We start from the raw sequence: 13,469 nt of genomic DNA on the forward strand, positions 1-13,469 counted from the left end.
GCGCTTGCCTCACGCCATCAGTTGGCGGTGATCTTGCGTTCGCGCACGATGGCGCTCCACTTCGCATCTTCCTTGCGCATGAACTCGGTGAGTTCGGCCCGGCTCATGGGCTGGGGCGTGAGGCCGTGCTGATTCAGGGCGCTCTTCACTTCGGCGTCGTTGAGCACCTTGACGATCTCCTGGTTCCAGCGCTCCAGCAGGGGTGAAGGTGTCTTGCCCGGCGCCACGAAGGCGTACCAGTTCAGGGCCTCGAAGCCCGGGTAGCCGGCCTCGGCCACGGTGGGAATGTTGGGCAGGTAAGCGGGCCGGGTCAGGCCGGTGGTGGCCAGCGGCACGAGTTTGCCGGTCTCGATGTGCGGCAGGGCCGTGGGTGGCGCGGCGAAGTAAGACGCCACCCGTTCGCCCAGCAGGTCTTGCAGCGCCGGCGCTCCGCCCTTGTAGGGCACGTGGACCATGTCGATGCCCGCGCGCTGGTTGAAGAGCTCGCCGGCCAGGTGCGAGGCGGAGCCCGCGCCGGTGGAGGCGTAGTCCAGACTGCCGCGCTTCTTTTTCTCCAGCGCAACAAACTCCGCGAGGTTCTTTACACCCAGGCCGGTGTGCGCGACCAGCACATTGGGAAAGTTCACGCCACCGGAGACGGCGGCAAGGTCCTTGAACGGGTCGTACGGCACCTTCATGATGTGCGGCGCAATGGTCAGCGGGCCGATGGAGCCGAAGAGCAACACCGACCCGTCGGGCGCGGCATTCGCGACGAACTGGTGCGCGATGTTGCCGCCCGCGCCGCCCTTGTTGTCGACCACCACCGACTGGCCGATGTTGGACGCGAGCTTTTTCGCGATCAGGCGCGCGGCCGCATCGGCGGCACCGCCAGCGGCGAAACCCACCACCAGCGTGACCGACTTCTTGGGCGGGAAGTCCTGGGCCTGTGCGGGCCCGAAGATCAGCGCAGCGGTGGTGATGGCGATGGCCCGCAGCAGCAGTTGTCGTTTGTTCATCGTGGTCTCTTTCAGGGTGGGTGAATCAATCCGCGCTCAGCCCCACCGGGTTCGGCAACCGCTTCTCTACCGCGAACCGCAGCAGCGACGCCGTGCGGAACACACCGTGGGCGAACTTGCCGTAGGGCAGCGTGGCAAACAGGGCCATCACCGCACCGAGGTGCAGGCACAGGGCGATGGCCAGCGCGGGTGTGCCGCGCAGCAGCCACAGCGCCAGGCCTGTGGCGCTGGTGAGAAAAAGCAGGGCGATGAAGCCCAGGTCCATGGGCTTTTGCGCCACGTCGCCATGCAGCGGGTGGCGGCGGCGGTTCAGGCGCCACAGGCCAACAGTGCCGATCAGCAGGCTCACGCCCCCCAACACGCCGAGCAGCTTGGGCAGGCTGGGCAGCTCGTAGGGCGCGACCCAACCGAACACGTAGTGGTAGACCGTGGCCACGCTGGTGGCGGCGAAGCACAGCATGAAACCGTAGAAGGTGAAGTGGTGGAAGCGGCGGCGCGAGAGCGTGTAGGCGTCGTCCTCGTTGGGGCAGCCGTCGCCGTGGCCGCCGTCCAGGTACTTCAGGCGCAGTGCTGCGTGCGTGGCCTCTGTGGTGGCCGGCAGATTCAGCGGCGCGCCGCTGGTGGCGGGGGTCACGTCGCGCCAGAAGCGTGTGACGCCCATGCCGAGCGCCAACACCACGAAAAGGAATACCGGCGCGAACAGGCTCACCAGCAGGTTGTGCGGGAACAGGTTGTAGAAGTTGCCCGCAAGGTCGGTGGGCCACAGGCTGCCCTTGAGCGCCACGGCCAGCAGCAGGAAGATGGCCAGGCCGGCGGCCAGCGCCACGCTCAGCGTGAGGCCGTTGCGCTGGTAGAGCTTGCCCAGCGCAGGTGGCCAGGCGTAGTCGGCATAGGTCTGGCCGCGCACCTCGGCCATGGCCTTGGGGACGTTGATGGCGAACTCGTGCGGCGGCGCGTACTGGCAGGCATGCAGGCAGGCGCCGCAGTTGTGGCAGAGGTTGGCCAGGAAATGGATGTCGGCCTTGCCGAATTCGAGCCGGCGCGTCATGGCCGGGAACACCGCGCAGAAGCCTTCGCAGTAGCGGCAGGCATTGCAGATCTGCATCTCGCGCGCCACTTCGGCCTCGGGTGCGGAGAGCACGATGTCGCCAGCGGCGAGGGCGCGTGCGTCGCGGGTGAGGGCTTCAAGCGCTTGCATGGCGGGCTCCTTGCTGCTGTGCGGCGCGTGCGGCCTGGGTGCCCGCGATGCGGCCAAAGGCCGTGCCGATCGACATGCCCACCCCGGCGGTGTAGCCCTTGCCGAGCACGTTGCCGGCCATCATTTCGCCAGCCACAAACAGGTTGGGGCTGGGCTGGTCGTTGAAGCGGACCGCGGTGGTGTCGTCGGTGCGCAGGCCCAGGTAGGTGAAGGTGACGCCGGGGCGCACGGCGTAGGCGTAGAAGGGTGCGGTGTCGATGGGCCGCGCCCAGTGGGTCTTGGCCGGTGTCACGCCGTCGGTGTGGCAGTCGTCGAGCGCGGTGTGGTCGAAGGTGCCAACGCGGCAGGCGGCGTTGTAGCTGTTGAGGGTGTGCATGAAGGTGTCCACGTCCAGGCCGAGCTGGCGGGCGAGGTCGGGCAGGGTGTCGGCTTTCACGCCCGGAAACACGGGCGGCATGAAGCGGCCGATGGCCTTGCTGTCGATGACCGAGTAACCAATCTGCTGCGGTTGCTGGGCCACCAGGCGGCCCCAGATGGCGTAGCGCTTGGGCCAGAAATCTTCGCCCTCGTCGTAGAAGCGGCGCGCCTCCTGGTTGACCACCACGCCCAGCGAGACGCAGTCGATGCGGGTGCAGATGCCGCCGTCGTACAGCGGTGCACGCGCGTCGATGGCGACCATGTGCGCCTGGGTGGGGTCACCGATGCGGTCGGCGCCGTGGTCGTCGAGCAGGTGGCGCAGCAGCACGCCCTTGTTGTAGGCGGTGCCGCGAATGAGGAAGTTGTCGGCGGGCCACTCGCCGCGCTCGTTCTGCCCCCAGGCTTCACGCAGCCAGGCGAGGTCGGATTCGAAACCGCCGGCAGCGAGCACGCAGGACTTGGCGGTGATGCGTTCGCCAGCCCGCGTGTGCGCCGCGATGAAACGGCCGTCCCGCATTTCAATGCGGTCCACCGGCGTTTCGTAGCGCACACCCACACCGAGCCGCTCGGCGCTGCGGTAGTACGCGTTCACCAGGGCTTTGCCTCCGCCCATGAAGAAGGCGTTGGTGCGCGCCACGTGCAACGCGCCGGATAGCGGTGGCTGAAAACGCACGCCATGGCGGCGCATCCAGTCGCGGCAGTGGGACGACGCGCGGATGGTCAGGCGCGCCAAGTGTTCGTTGGTTTGTCCGCCGGTGACCTTGAGCAGGTCTTGCCAGAACTCTTCTTCGGGATAGGCCTCCACCAGCACATCTTGCGGCGCGTCGTGCATGCAGCGCAGATTGCGGGTGTGAGCAGAGTTGCCACCGCGCCATGCCCGAGGCGCGGCCTCGAGCAGCAGCACGCTGGCACCGGCCTCGCGCGCCATGAGCGCCGCGCACAGGGCGGCGTTACCGCCTCCAATCACCAGAACATCGGGTTCCACTCTTCGCTCCTTGCAGCGCACCGGCAAGGCCCGGTGCTGGTCGCCAATGTAGGGAGCGAGCCGCCGCCGGTGAAGCACACCGACGGCATGAGGGCATCACGGTTCGTGATGGGTCAGGTGGGTACCAGGCCAGCGGCCGCTGTTCACCAATTCGCGCACGGTGTCGCGGATCACGACGCGCGCGGCCAGGGCCACAGGCGAGAGCTCGTCTTCCGACAGGCTGCAGAGCAGGTTGACGCGGCTGGCCTGGGGGTCTTCGATGCGGACCACGTCGAAGCGTTCTTGGGCATCGGGGAAACGGCCGAGCGCGGCGCGCGGCTGCAGCGTGGTGCCCAGACCGGCGTCCACGGCGGCCATCAGCATGGCGAGGGAGTCCACCTCCAGCACGATGCGCGGCTCCACACCGGCACGCGCGAAAGCCGCGTCCAGCGTGCTGCGCAGCCCGTGCGGACCGGTCGGCAGGATGAGGGGTTCGTCCGCCAGCGCGGCCAGCGGCAGCGATGGCGGCCAGACACGGTCAGGCTGTCGGGCACCGATGAGGAACAGGTCTTCCGACAGCAGGGACTGCACCTGCCAGAGGCGGCTGCCAGCCCCTTCGGACTGGGATTGCAGGCGTGCATCGAACAGCACAGCCAGGTCCAGCTCGCGCGCATTGAGCAGGGACGCGAGGTGGCCGGACATGCTCTCCACCATGTGCAGCCGCACGTCCGGGTACCGGGCCTGCATGGCCTGCATCAAGGGCAGGCCAAGCATGGCCGCGGTCGTGGGCGCCAACCCCACGCTGACCGAACCCGAGAGCCGGGCCTGCTGCGCCGCGCGCACCGCCTGCGCGGCATGGCGCAGCGTGAGCTGCGCTTCGCGAAAGAAGGCGGCACCCGCTTCGGTGGCCACCACGCCACGCGGCGTGCGCTGCAGCAACCGGGTGCTCAGCTCGCTCTCCAGGCGGCTGATCTGTTGGCTCAGGGCAGACTGCACGAGGTCGAGGTCGATCGCCGCGCGGCCCATGGAGCCCAGCTCCACCACCCGCACGAAGTAGCGCAGTTGTCGCAGTTCCATGGGGCGTGCTCCGTCGGTTGCCATCACACATCGTGATGTGCGGAATGATCGCATGCGGGTCTGTGCCCTTGCCAACGATGGGCCATTCAGCTGGGAAATATGACGATCATCATATTTCCCGCTACACTCCCGCCACCATGGAAATCGCGCCCAACCGCAAGGCCCTCACGCACGAACGCATCCTGGACACCGCGTCCAAGGCGATCCGCCGCGCGGGGTTTCAAGGGGTGGGCGTGGCCGACATCATGAAACAGGCCGGGCTCACGCACGGCGGCTTTTATGCGCACTTCGCCTCGCGCGACGCGCTGCTGGCCGAGGCCCTGGCGCACGCCGGGCAGCAGAGCGCCGAGCGCATCGCCAAAAGCACGGCCCGGCGCGCCGCCGCCGGGGCCAGCCCGTTGCGCGCGCTGGTGGAGGGTTACCTGTCGGATGCGCACCTGGGTGGCACCGAGACCGGCTGCGCGGTGGCCGCGCTCGCGTCCGAGATGCCACGCCAATCGGCCGATGTGCGCGAGGCCGCTGCGCAGCGCGTGCGCGGCCTGGTGGCGACGGTGGAGCGCGCGCTGCCCGAAGGCGCCGCGCCGGGCACCGCAGCCGCCTTGGCGAGCCAGATGGTGGGCGCGCTGCAGCTGGCGCGCGCGCTGGGCGACAACGCCGAAGGCCGCGCCTTGCTGGCCGCCAACCGCCGCACCTTGCTGGCGCAACACGACACCACCGGCTCACCCGGCTGAGCCATGGACTTCACCCTGCCACCGCGTTCGCGGTCCAGATCTCCTTCACCCTTGAATATGACACCCGTCATATTCGAGGGCGCTTCCATCCGCCCGGGACTCCCCTCATGAAACGCCACCCAGCCACCGCCTCCATCCAACGCACCTGCCTGCGGGGCCCGCGCGCATGACCGCCCAGAACCGGGTGCAGCAGATGCTGCACGCGCCCTTGCTGCCCACGCTGCTGCAACTGGCCACGCCCAATGTGATGGGCCTGTTTGCCACGACCGTCGTCATCGGCTACGACGGCTACATCCTGGGGCGGGTGGGTGCCGATGCGCTCGCGGGCATCGCGCTGGTGTTTCCGCTCTCGATGCTGATGCTGCAGATGTCGGCCGGCGGCATTGGCGGCGCCACCACGGCCGCCGTGGCGCGGGCACTGGGTGCGGGGCGGCATGAGGATGCGAGCCGGCTCGCGCAGCAGGCACTGCTGATCGCCGCCTTGCTGGCGGTGCTGTTCATGGTGGCGTTGCTGGGTTTCGGGCGCGGCATTTTCAGCGGCATGGGCGGGCGCGGTGCCGCGCTGGGCGCGGCGCTGGCGTATGCCCAGGTGCTGTTTGGCGGCGCGGCGGTCATCTGGTTCACCAACGTGCTCGCGGCGGTGGTGCGCGGCGCGGGCAACATGTTGCTGCCTTCCTTGCTGTTGCTGGGCACCGCGCTGCTGCACCTGGCGCTGGCGCCTCTGCTGGTGTTTGGCTGGGGTCCGCTGCCCGGCATGGGGGTGGGCGGCGCTGCCGCCAGCACGCTCGCGGTGAACGCGCTCTCTGCGCTGGTGATGGTGGCTTACCTGCTGCGCCCCCAGGGCGTGGTGAACCTGAGGCGCACCGCTTGGTTGCCGCGCGCAGCGCTCTGGCGCGACATCCTGCGCGTGGGGTTGCCGGCCTCGCTCAGCCCGGTGATCAGCAACGCCTCGATTGCGGTGGCCACGGGCTTCGTGGGCCACTACGGCACGGCCGCGCTCGCGGGCTATGGCGTGGCCGCGCGGCTCGAATACATCCTGGTGCCCATTGCCTTTGGCTTCGGCACGGCACTCACCGCCATGGTGGCCACCAACATGGGCGCGGGGCAGTCGGCGCGCGCGGTGCGTGTGGCCTGGCTCGGTGGCGGTGTGGTGGCGGCCATCACCGGCACCATCGGCGTGGTCACCGCCATCGCGCCTGGGCTGTGGATGAACCTCTTCACACAAGACGCAGAGGTGCTTGGCGTGGGCGCGCCTTACCTGCGCATCGTGGGCGGCTGCTACGCGTTCTTCGGCCTGGGGCTGGCGCTGTTCTTTGCATCGCAGGGCGCAGGCCGCATGCTCTGGCCGCTCACCGCCAGCATGGGCCGCCTCGTGGTGCTGGTGGTGGGCGGCTGGCTGTGCGTGCACGTGTTCGAGACGTCCGCCACGGCCCTCTTTGCTGTGATCGCTTTCAGCCTGGTCGTCTATGGTTCCACGCTCGCCATCGCCATCCGCATGGGCAGCTGGACACGTTGAATCCCTTCTTTCCTTCATCACCCCAGGAGACCTTCATGACCGACCTCACCCAGCAGTTCAACGCACGCGGCGAAGGTGCCTTGCCCGGCCACCTGGGCCTGGTGTTCACGCTCGTGAGCCCGGCCGAGGTGCGCGCCGAGCTCGCCGTGAAGCCGCACACCATGGCCCCGAATGGTTTCCTGCACGCAGGCAGCATCGTCACGCTGGCCGACACCGCCTGTGGCTATGGCTGCGTGGCCAACCTGCCCAAAGAGGCCAACGGCTTCACCACCATCGAACTCAAGAGCAACCACCTGGGCACCGCACTGCAAGGCACCATTGAGTGCGTGGCACGCCCCGCGCACGTGGGCCGCACCACGCAGGTGTGGGACGCGGTCGTCACCCACCACGACACGGGCAAGACCATTGCGCTGTTTCGCTGCACGCAGATGGTGCTGTACCCCAAGGCCAGTGCCTGACAAGGGTCCGCCCGCGATTTTGTGAGCATTTGTGTCGATGCCGATTTTTTTTGAATCCAGAGGGCAGGGTTAACGCGTATTCAGTGGGCAACCCAACGCTGGCTCTGCCGGCACAACCGAAAGGAAACCCTCATGAAAACCGCACGCCTCTCCCTCATCGCCTTGGCCCTGACCACCGCTTCCGCCGGCATGGCTTTCGCAGCCGACGCCTCCGCCCCCAAGACGCGTGACCAGGTCCGCGCCGAGCTCATGGAAGCCCAGCGCAACGGCACCCTGATCGCCGACGGCCAGACCGGCGCCACCTTCCGCGACCTCAACCCCGGCCGCTACAGCGCGATGCCCGCCACGTCGATGAAGACGCGTGCCGAAGTGCAAGCCGAGCTGCGCGACGCCTGGGCGCGTGGTGAACTGGTGGCCGATGGCCAGACCGGCGCCACCTACCGCGACCTCAACCCCGGCCGCTACAGCGCACAAACCATGGCCATGCAGCCCGTGCAGCCGCGCGTGAACATGTCCACCCAGGTGGGCCAGCTGCAGGGCGACACCACGCTGCAACTGCGTTAAGCCACTCACCGCACACAAGCCCCCACGCCCTCGAAGGCGCGGGGGCTTGCTGCCTTGTGCGGCGGGTGGGTGAGGGCGGGCGTGGCGCTACAGTTCAGCCCATGTCCCGCATCGCCGTCATCGACTTTGAAACCACCGGCATCTCGCCAGGCCTGGGCGACCGTGCCACCGAGGTGGCCATCGTCATCACCGAACACGGCCGCGTGGTGGACCGCTACCAGAGCCTGATGAACGCGGGGGTGCGCATCCCTGGTTTCATCACACAGCTCACCGGCATCACCAACGAGATGATCGCCTCGGCCCCGACGGCGGAAACCGTGATGAGAGACGCCGCACGCTTCGTGGACGATGTGCCCATGGTCGCGCACAACGCTTCTTTTGACCGGCGGTTCTGGGCGGCCGAGCTCGAGCGCGCTGGTGCACAAGCTTTGCAGCCCTTTGCCTGCACGGTGCTGCTTTCGCGGCGCCTCTACCCCGAAGCGCCGAGCCACAAACTGGGGTCACTGGTGGATTTTTTCCGGCTGCCACGCACCGGGCAAGCGCACCGCGCACTGGCCGACGCCGAGATGGCCGCCGAGCTGTTGGGCCGCATTCAGCACGACCTGCGCACCCGCCACGGCGTGGGCGTGCCCGATCATGCGTTTCTCATGGCGCTGCAACGCTGCACGCGCGCTGCGCTGCCGCGCTTCATCCAGACGCACACGCAGCGCGCGGATGTTGCCGCGCTCAGTACACGCGCAGCTTGAACTGGACAATCACCGCGCCGTCCACCTTGCCGATGGATGGGATCACGCCGACGTTCACACCATAGCGCTTGCCTTCCCAGGTCGCCATGGGCAAGGCGGCGAAAAAGGTGCCGCCCTTGGCCAGCGACGGGTAGCCGTCCATCACGCCCACGGTGGCGCCGAGCTTGATGGGACCGATCGACCAGGGCTGCCAGTTCACGGCGGCATACGTCGTGGTCTTGCGCACGCTGTTGTAGTAAGCGCCGGCCATGTACGACACCTCGGGGCTGGTGCGGTATTCCGCGCCAAGGCCGAGGTTGTTTTCGTTGTACCCATTGCTGCGCGAGAAGTGGCGCGAGAAGCCGCCCACGTTGAGCCACACCTCATTGCGGGGGGCATCGAGCTGCATGGCCGGTGGGCTGGCGGGAGCGGTCTGGGCCAGCACCGGGCCGGCTGTGACGCACAGCGCCGCCATCGCGAGGTAAAAAGGTTTCATGCGGGCCTCTGTCGTTGAGCCACCCAAGAAGGGTGTGTGACAACTTGTTTCGACCCGCGAGCGCCCGGCTTGAACCCGCTCATGCCCCAGAATCCACCGCTGCGTGACTTTTTGGGCATTTGCCACGGCGTGGCGCCACCCTTTGTCATGAACACGACACACCGACCCGCATGAAAACCCACACCCCCCACACCGTCCTGACCACCCACGACACCACCCGCATCGACGACCTGCGCATCGGCGCGGTGCGCCCGCTCATCACGCCCGCGCTGCTGCAGGAATGGCTGCCCGCACCGCTCGAAGCCCAGGCACTCGTGGAGTCCAGCCGCGCCGCAATCTCGCGTGTGCTGCACGGGCAGGACGATCGCCTGGTGGTGGTGGTCGGCCCATGCTCCATCCACGACCATGCACAGGCCATGGCGTACGCGCGCCTGCTCAAGGCACAGGCCGATGCCGTGCAGCAAGACCTGCTGGTGGTCATGCGCGTGTACTTCGAGAAGCCGCGCACCACCGTGGGCTGGAAGGGCTACATCAACGACCCGCACCTCGATGGCAGCTTCGCGATCAACGAGGGGCTCGAGATGGCGCGGGCGCTGTTGCTCGACGTGCTGGCGCTGGGCTTGCCGGTGGGCACCGAGTTCCTCGATCTGCTCAGCCCCCAGTTCATCAGCGACCTCGTGAGCTGGGGCGCCATCGGCGCGCGCACCACCGAAAGCCAGAGCCACCGCCAGCTCGCCAGCGGCCTGAGCTGCCCCGTGGGCTTCAAGAACGGCACCGACGGCGGTGTGAAGGTCGCGTCCGACGCCATCCAGGCGGCCAGCGCCTCGCACGCCTTCATGGGCATGACCAAGATGGGCCAGGCCGCCATCTTCGAGACACGCGGCAACGACGACTGCCACGTCATCCTGCGGGGCGGCGTACAACCCAACTACAGCGCCGCTGACGTCAGCGCCGCCTGCGCGCTGCTGCACAAAGCCGGGCTGCGCGAGCAGGTCATGGTGGACGTGTCGCACGCCAACAGCAGCAAGCAGCACCGCCGGCAAATCGACGTGGCCGCCGACGTGGCGGCACAAGTGACCGCAGGCGACCGGCGCATCGTGGGTGTGATGATCGAAAGCCACCTGCATGAAGGCCGCCAGGACATCGTGCCCGGCCAGGCGCTGCAGGCCGGCGTGAGCGTGACCGATGCCTGCATTTCGTTTGAACAGACCATGCCGGTGCTCGAAGGCCTGGCCGCGGCGGTGCGTGCGCGCCGCGCGCGAGGCTGAACACAATGGCCCTGGCCTGGCGCGCGGCGCCCGCTGTCAACCTCGCCCTGCAAGGCGGTGGCGCGCACGGTGCTTTCACCTGGGGCGTGCTCGACGCCTTGCTGGAAGACGGTCGGCTGCCATTCGAGGGCGTCAGCGGCACCAGTGCCGGCGCGATGAACGCGGTAATGCTTGCGCAAGGCCTGATGGTGGGTGGCGCCGACGGCGCACGTGCGGCGTTGCGCGACTTCTGGATCGCGGTGGCCACCAGCCTGCCTTTCGAAGTGGCCCAGCCCACGGCCGACGGCAAAAACATGCGGCTGGCGCCCGCCATGCAGCTCCTGCTGCAGTGGACGCAATACTTCTCACCCGAGCAGCTCAACCCTTTCGATCTCAACCCGCTGCGCCAGATCCTGTCAAAGCAGGTCGACTTCGAGCGCCTGCGCGCGCACAGCCCGGTGAAGCTGTTTGTGGCCGCCACCCACGCCAACAGCGGCAAGCTGCGCTTGTTCCGCGAACCAGAGCTCACGCCAGACGCCGTGCTGGCCTCGGCGTGTCTGCCCACCCTGCACCGCAGCGTGGTGATCGATGGTGAACCGTATTGGGATGGAGGCTATGCGGCAAACCCGGCGGTGTTTCCGCTGTTTCACGAGTGCCGTGCGCGAGACATCCTGCTGGTCATGCTCGCGCCGCTAAAGCACAGCGCCGTGCCGCAGTCAGCGCCAGACATCCGCAGCCGGATGATGGAGCTGGCGTTCAACGCCACGTTCCTGCGCGAGATGCGCATGTTTGCAGACCTTCGGGAGCGGGCGGCGCGCACCGCGTGGTGGCGAAGGGGCGACCTGGACCGGCGACTGGCCGGCACGCACTTTCACGTGATCGAAGCCAGTGACGTGATGCGCGAGCTGAGCACCGAGAGCAAGGTGGCCGCGAACATGCGCTTTTTCGAAATGCTGTTTGCGCTGGGCCGTGAGCACGGCAGCGCGTGGCTGTCGGCCCACCATGCCGACGTTGGCCGACGCAGCAGCGTCGACCTTCAAGCCCTGTTTGACTGAAGGATCAGCGCGGCTTGCGCGGCACCATCGGGCCGCGGCCTTCGATGTGGCGGAAGTTGATGCGGCCCTTGGTCAGGTCGTAAGGCGAGAGCTCCAGCGAAACGCGATCACCCGCCAGGATGCGGATGTGGTTCTTCTTCATCTTGCCGGCGGAATAGGCGATCAACTGGTGACCGTTGTCCAGCGTGACGCGAAAGCGCGTGTCGGGCAGCACCTCGTTGACGATGCCCATCATGTCGATCAGTTCTTCTTTGGCCATGGTGTTTCCTTTGCTTGAAGTGTATCGGTCAGTTGGGACGGGCCGACTGGCGGGCAGCATCGTGCACCCAGTCAATGCCCTGCGCAAGGCCGTAGTCGGCCGCGGCGGCGTGTGTGGCAAAAGCGCTGTCGAACCGCATCACGCGGGCGGTGGATGCACTGCCTTGCCCGCTGGCGATGGACACCTGGGCAGCAAAAAGGCCACCGGGGAGAAGCCGCGGGGAAGCCGCAATGCGGTACTTGCCCAGCGTCAGGGGAGCGTGCGTGGCAGTCGTTGGAATCGTGGAAATCGTTGGAATCATCAAAAACATCAGTGGGCCAGAGCCCTGGTCAAAGCCATGACATCGGTACGGCCCGAAACACATACAGGTGGCAGCCCCAAGCGCCGGGGTGCCCCACCGGTTCTTCCGGCACTGGCCCAACGCGCAAGGCATCAGGCCGGAACCGGTGCACGAGCCACGGCAGAGGCATCGGCAACAGCAGGGAGAAAGAGGGCCACGGTGCTGTGAGAGAGCCGTGTGGCACGCGCCTTGGAGGGGCTGGACCAGCAGCCCCTCTGCCGGGGGCGGGTGCGTCCTGGCGGTGAAGCTGGGGCGCGGCTGGTCGCTCAAGGCGACCGCGCACTGTAACACGGCGCGGCAAAACGCGCAGCAGCACGTTTTGGCGGCCGGGACTTACTTGCGATCCGGGAGCTCAATCTTCACTTCGAGCACATCCAGGTTGTCCTGGCGGTCGAGCTGAACCTTGATGTCGTCCTGGTTGATCTTGATGTACTTGCTGATGACCGCCACCAGCTCACGCTGGAGGGCGGGCAGGTAATCCGGCTCGGAAGCGCTGCGTCCGCTGCGCTCATGCGCCAGGATGATCTGCAGCCGCTCCTTGGCGACGCTGGCGGTCTTCTTTTTCTCACCGAGCAGGAAGGAGAGTATCGACATGCCTTACTTCCCTCCAAACAGGCGCTTGAAGAAGCCCACTTTCTCGGCCTCGATGAAGCGCAGCGGTTTTTCGGCACCCAGAAAGCGGTCGATCACATCGCTGTAAGCCTCGGCCACATCGGTGCCCTTGAGGTGGATGGCCGGTGTGCCCTGGTTGGACGCGGTCAGCACACTTTCGCTCTCCGGGATCACGCCGATGAGCTTGATGCGCAGGATGTCCTGGATGTCTTCAAGTGAGAGCATCTGGCCGTCGGCCACGCGGCCCGGGTTGTAGCGGGTGATCAGCAGGTGTTCCTTGACCGGTTCCTTGCCTTCGATGGCGCGCTGCGTCTTGCTGCCCAGCATGCCCAGGATGCGGTCTGAGTCGCGCACGCTGGAGACTTCCGGGTTGGTCACGACCAAGGCCTCGTCGGCGTAGTGCATGGCCATGAGCGCTCCAGTCTCGATGCCGGCTGGCGAGTCGCACACGATGTACTCAAAACCCATCTCGGTGAGGTCGGTCAGCACCTTGTGCACGCCTTCCTGGCTGAGTGCGTCCTTGTCGCGCGTCTGGCTGGCCGCCAGCACAAACAGGTTGTCACACTGCTTGTCCTTGATCAGCGCCTGGTTCAGGTTGGCTTCGCCCTGAATCACGTTGATCAGGTCGTACACCACGCGGCGCTCGCAACCCATGATCAGGTCCAGGTTGCGCAGGCCCACGTCGAAGTCGATCACGGCGGTCTTGTGGCCGCGCAGGGCGAGGCCCGACGCGAAGCTGGCGCTGGTGGTGGTCTTGCCCACGCCGCCCTTGCCGGAGGTGACGACAACAATCTTGGTCATGGTGAGAAGTCCTT

General features: G+C 67.2%; 16 protein-coding genes. 7 read left to right on the forward strand and 9 right to left on the reverse strand.

Annotated elements, in window-relative coordinates:
• Window positions 1-17: 17 nt before the first annotated feature.
• The 4 genes from KXJ60_RS08745 to KXJ60_RS08760 all read right to left on the reverse strand — a co-directional run bounded on the left by KXJ60_RS08745 (window position 18) and on the right by KXJ60_RS08760 (window position 4,651).
• Window positions 18-995 (reverse strand): tripartite tricarboxylate transporter substrate binding protein, encoded by a 978-nt coding sequence (locus KXJ60_RS08745; RefSeq protein WP_291126374.1) that lies wholly within the window; start codon window positions 993-995, stop codon window positions 18-20.
• A 25-nt stretch (window positions 996-1,020) separates the two neighbouring features.
• Window positions 1,021-2,193, reverse strand: coding sequence for a tricarballylate utilization 4Fe-4S protein TcuB (gene tcuB / locus KXJ60_RS08750; RefSeq protein ID WP_291126376.1), 1,173 nt, complete (start codon window positions 2,191-2,193; stop codon window positions 1,021-1,023).
• Complete coding sequence (tcuA, locus tag KXJ60_RS08755; protein WP_291126378.1) at window positions 2,180-3,595, reverse strand: FAD-dependent tricarballylate dehydrogenase TcuA; 1,416 nt, start codon at window positions 3,593-3,595, stop codon at window positions 2,180-2,182. Before tcuA ends, tcuB begins: the two co-directional genes overlap by 14 nt.
• 96 nt (window positions 3,596-3,691) lie before the next feature.
• On the reverse strand, window positions 3,692-4,651 hold the full coding sequence (locus KXJ60_RS08760; protein WP_291126379.1) for a LysR substrate-binding domain-containing protein: 960 nt from the start codon (window positions 4,649-4,651) through the stop codon (window positions 3,692-3,694).
• 137 nt (window positions 4,652-4,788) lie between these two features.
• Between KXJ60_RS08760 and KXJ60_RS08765 the strand changes: the two genes are divergently transcribed.
• The 5 genes from KXJ60_RS08765 (at window position 4,789) to KXJ60_RS08785 (ending at window position 8,666) form a co-directional block, all read left to right on the forward strand.
• A complete protein-coding gene (locus KXJ60_RS08765; protein ID WP_291126381.1) occupies window positions 4,789-5,382 on the forward strand; it encodes a TetR/AcrR family transcriptional regulator in 594 nt (197 codons plus the stop codon).
• A 166-nt stretch (window positions 5,383-5,548) separates the two neighbouring features.
• Window positions 5,549-6,898 carry an MATE family efflux transporter gene (locus tag KXJ60_RS08770; protein WP_291126383.1) on the forward strand — a complete coding sequence of 450 codons (1,350 nt, stop codon included), beginning with the start codon at window positions 5,549-5,551 and terminating at the stop codon, window positions 6,896-6,898.
• Between the two features lie 35 nt (window positions 6,899-6,933).
• A complete protein-coding gene (locus KXJ60_RS08775) occupies window positions 6,934-7,356 on the forward strand; it encodes a PaaI family thioesterase (RefSeq protein ID WP_291126385.1) in 423 nt (140 codons plus the stop codon).
• Between the two features lie 132 nt (window positions 7,357-7,488).
• On the forward strand, window positions 7,489-7,920 hold the full coding sequence (locus tag KXJ60_RS08780; protein ID WP_291126387.1) for a DUF4148 domain-containing protein: 432 nt from the start codon (window positions 7,489-7,491) through the stop codon (window positions 7,918-7,920).
• A 101-nt stretch (window positions 7,921-8,021) separates the two neighbouring features.
• Complete coding sequence (locus KXJ60_RS08785) at window positions 8,022-8,666, forward strand: 3'-5' exonuclease (protein WP_291126389.1); 645 nt, start codon at window positions 8,022-8,024, stop codon at window positions 8,664-8,666.
• Here the strand turns inward: KXJ60_RS08785 and KXJ60_RS08790 are convergent.
• On the reverse strand, window positions 8,647-9,141 hold the full coding sequence (locus KXJ60_RS08790; RefSeq protein ID WP_291126391.1) for a hypothetical protein: 495 nt from the start codon (window positions 9,139-9,141) through the stop codon (window positions 8,647-8,649). The genes KXJ60_RS08785 and KXJ60_RS08790 overlap by 20 nt on opposite strands.
• A gap of 170 nt (window positions 9,142-9,311) precedes the next feature.
• Between KXJ60_RS08790 and KXJ60_RS08795 the strand changes: the two genes are divergently transcribed.
• The gene (locus KXJ60_RS08795) at window positions 9,312-10,409 is read left to right on the forward strand and encodes a 3-deoxy-7-phosphoheptulonate synthase (protein WP_291126393.1); all 1,098 of its coding nucleotides are present in this window, start codon (window positions 9,312-9,314) and stop codon (window positions 10,407-10,409) included.
• Between the two features lie 5 nt (window positions 10,410-10,414).
• The gene (locus tag KXJ60_RS08800; protein WP_291126395.1) at window positions 10,415-11,443 is read left to right on the forward strand and encodes a patatin-like phospholipase family protein; all 1,029 of its coding nucleotides are present in this window, start codon (window positions 10,415-10,417) and stop codon (window positions 11,441-11,443) included.
• Between the two features lie 4 nt (window positions 11,444-11,447).
• On the opposite strand, the gene infA is transcribed toward KXJ60_RS08800, so the two are convergent.
• The 4 genes from infA to minD all read right to left on the reverse strand — a co-directional run bounded on the left by infA (window position 11,448) and on the right by minD (window position 13,455).
• The gene (gene infA, locus KXJ60_RS08805) at window positions 11,448-11,702 is read right to left on the reverse strand and encodes a translation initiation factor IF-1 (protein WP_056265133.1); all 255 of its coding nucleotides are present in this window, start codon (window positions 11,700-11,702) and stop codon (window positions 11,448-11,450) included.
• A 28-nt stretch (window positions 11,703-11,730) separates the two neighbouring features.
• Entirely contained in the window at window positions 11,731-12,003 is a 273-nt protein-coding gene (locus KXJ60_RS08810) for a hypothetical protein (protein ID WP_291126397.1), read from the reverse strand.
• Window positions 12,004-12,375: 372 nt separating this feature from the next.
• Window positions 12,376-12,636, reverse strand: coding sequence for a cell division topological specificity factor MinE (minE, locus tag KXJ60_RS08815; RefSeq protein ID WP_291126399.1), 261 nt, complete (start codon window positions 12,634-12,636; stop codon window positions 12,376-12,378).
• Between the two features lie 3 nt (window positions 12,637-12,639).
• Complete coding sequence (gene minD, locus KXJ60_RS08820; protein WP_291126401.1) at window positions 12,640-13,455, reverse strand: septum site-determining protein MinD; 816 nt, start codon at window positions 13,453-13,455, stop codon at window positions 12,640-12,642.
• Between the last annotated feature and the right edge of the window lie 14 nt (window positions 13,456-13,469).

The organism is Hydrogenophaga sp. (genome assembly GCF_019264445.1).
GTDB lineage: Bacteria > Pseudomonadota > Gammaproteobacteria > Burkholderiales > Burkholderiaceae_C > Hydrogenophaga.

Coding starts and splice junctions, on each gene's coding strand:
- KXJ60_RS08745 (WP_291126374.1), bottom strand. CDS start 995: ATGAACAAACGACAACTGCTGCTGCGGGCCATCGCCATCACCACCGCT.
- tcuB (WP_291126376.1), bottom strand. CDS start 2,193: ATGCAAGCGCTTGAAGCCCTCACCCGCGACGCACGCGCCCTCGCCGCT.
- KXJ60_RS08760 (WP_291126379.1), bottom strand. CDS start 4,651: ATGGAACTGCGACAACTGCGCTACTTCGTGCGGGTGGTGGAGCTGGGC.
- KXJ60_RS08765 (WP_291126381.1), top strand. CDS start 4,789: ATGGAAATCGCGCCCAACCGCAAGGCCCTCACGCACGAACGCATCCTG.
- KXJ60_RS08770 (WP_291126383.1), top strand. CDS start 5,549: ATGACCGCCCAGAACCGGGTGCAGCAGATGCTGCACGCGCCCTTGCTG.
- KXJ60_RS08775 (WP_291126385.1), top strand. CDS start 6,934: ATGACCGACCTCACCCAGCAGTTCAACGCACGCGGCGAAGGTGCCTTG.
- KXJ60_RS08780 (WP_291126387.1), top strand. CDS start 7,489: ATGAAAACCGCACGCCTCTCCCTCATCGCCTTGGCCCTGACCACCGCT.
- KXJ60_RS08785 (WP_291126389.1), top strand. CDS start 8,022: ATGTCCCGCATCGCCGTCATCGACTTTGAAACCACCGGCATCTCGCCA.
- KXJ60_RS08790 (WP_291126391.1), bottom strand. CDS start 9,141: ATGAAACCTTTTTACCTCGCGATGGCGGCGCTGTGCGTCACAGCCGGC.
- KXJ60_RS08795 (WP_291126393.1), top strand. CDS start 9,312: ATGAAAACCCACACCCCCCACACCGTCCTGACCACCCACGACACCACC.
- KXJ60_RS08800 (WP_291126395.1), top strand. CDS start 10,415: ATGGCCCTGGCCTGGCGCGCGGCGCCCGCTGTCAACCTCGCCCTGCAA.
- infA (WP_056265133.1), bottom strand. CDS start 11,702: ATGGCCAAAGAAGAACTGATCGACATGATGGGCATCGTCAACGAGGTG.
- KXJ60_RS08810 (WP_291126397.1), bottom strand. CDS start 12,003: ATGATTCCAACGATTTCCACGATTCCAACGACTGCCACGCACGCTCCC.
- minE (WP_291126399.1), bottom strand. CDS start 12,636: ATGTCGATACTCTCCTTCCTGCTCGGTGAGAAAAAGAAGACCGCCAGC.
- minD (WP_291126401.1), bottom strand. CDS start 13,455: ATGACCAAGATTGTTGTCGTCACCTCCGGCAAGGGCGGCGTGGGCAAG.